The following is a 1,588-nucleotide window of genomic DNA, read 5'->3' as shown; positions in this document are numbered from 1 at the left end:
AATCATCTTTTCTAATTTATTCAAATTATCTTGGCGATCCCAACTGCAAGCAATTTGTACTGCAGCGACTTTAACAACTCGATCTTGTGTCATAATTAAACCGTTGATAGCAAAAATTCACGTTCCCAAGAACTAATTACGCGCTTAAAGCCTTCATACTCCGCCCAGCGAGTCCCAATAAAACCATCCACAAACTCTTCGCCTAAGAAGGTTTTGATGTCATCGCAATTTGACATCGCTTCTAGTGCCGCTTCCAAATTTAACGGTAGATAAGGTGCATCTACTTCGTTGTGGCGCCCGACAACAGGGTCTCTCGGCTTAATCTGTTTCATCATGCCTAAGTAGCCACATAACAAGTTGCCCGCGAGTGCCAGGTATGGGTTGGTATCAGAGCCCGGTAAGCGGTTTTCAACACGGCGCGCAGCGGCATTTGCTTGAGGAACTCTTAACCCTACAGTTCTGTTTTCTTCTGCCCACTCAGTATTTACAGGAGCGTTGCCATCTTCACCACTTTGGAAACGGCGATAGCTATTCACGTTTGGCGCAAAAATCGGCATCATTTGTGGGATATATTCTTGAAGGCCGCCAATATAGTGATAAAAGTTTTCAGACGCATCGCCATCTTCATTTGAGAAAATGTTTTTGCCAGTCTTTTTATCGATAATAGATTGGTGAATATGCATCGAACTGCCTGGCTCGCCTTCAATCGGCTTCGCCATAAACGTCGCATCAATTTTGTGTTTCAATGCCGCTTCGCGAACGACTCTCTTAAACACAAATACTTGATCAGCGAGGTGCAAGGCGTCTCCATGGCGGAAGTTGAATTCAAGCTGTGCAGGGCCTTCTTCATGAATAACTGTATCGATATCTAAGTTCATCGATTCACAATAGTCGTAGATATCTTCGATAATTGGATCGAACTCGTTCGCCGCGTCAATGCTGAATGATTGTCTACCAGACTCTTGTCGACCACTTCGACCAACAGGTGGAACCAATGGAAGATCCGGATCCGTGCAGCGCTTAGTAAGGTATAACTCAACCTCAGGTGCAACAATTGGTTGCCAACCTTTCTCATCAAACAAGGCGAGTACTTTCTTCAAAATGGCACGCGGAGATAATGGAAATTCTTTGCCTGCACCATCGAAACAATCGTGAATGATCTGCGCCGAAGGCTCCAATGCCCAAGGAACAGAAAACATCGCACATTCATCTGGTTTTAGAATCATGTCGATATCAGCAGGGTCTAAAAGATTGTAATAGAGCTCGTCATCCGGGTAGTCGCCAGTGGCTGTTTGCAGCATGACAGATTCTGGCAAGCGAATACCTGCCTCTGCGATGAATTTTTCTGTAGGCATTATTTTACCGCGAGCAATACCTGTTTGGTCTGGCGTAATACACTCGACTTCAGTGATATTGTTTTCGGTTAACCAATTGATGATTTTTTGCATGTAATTCGATTAGCGTTGCTGACGTGTTTTACACGCTGCGCCAAAGGCCTCATATAATTTATGTTGAATTGGGTTTTGAGTAACTTGCCACTCAGGGTGCCACTGAAGCGCTAATCCAAATGTAAGTTGTGGAATGCTGA

Annotated in this window: 1 protein-coding gene; it reads right to left on the bottom strand. The window is 44.5% G+C overall.

Going from position 1 to position 1,588, the window contains the following annotated elements; translation table 11 throughout:
* Positions 1–95: 95 nt before the first annotated feature.
* Positions 96–1,448 (bottom strand): glutamine synthetase family protein, encoded by a 1,353-nt coding sequence (locus A3738_RS03800; RefSeq protein ID WP_068475939.1) that lies wholly within the window; start codon positions 1,446–1,448, stop codon positions 96–98.
* Positions 1,449–1,588: the final 140 nt, after the last annotated feature.

This window comes from Oleiphilus sp. HI0066 (assembly GCF_001635725.1).
This window is presented reverse-complemented; position numbering and strand designations above follow the sequence as displayed.

Excerpts from the sequence above, each read along its gene's own strand:
- A3738_RS03800 (WP_068475939.1), bottom strand. The coding sequence starts at position 1,448 with ATGCAAAAAATCATCAATTGGTTAACCGAAAACAATATCACTGAAGTC.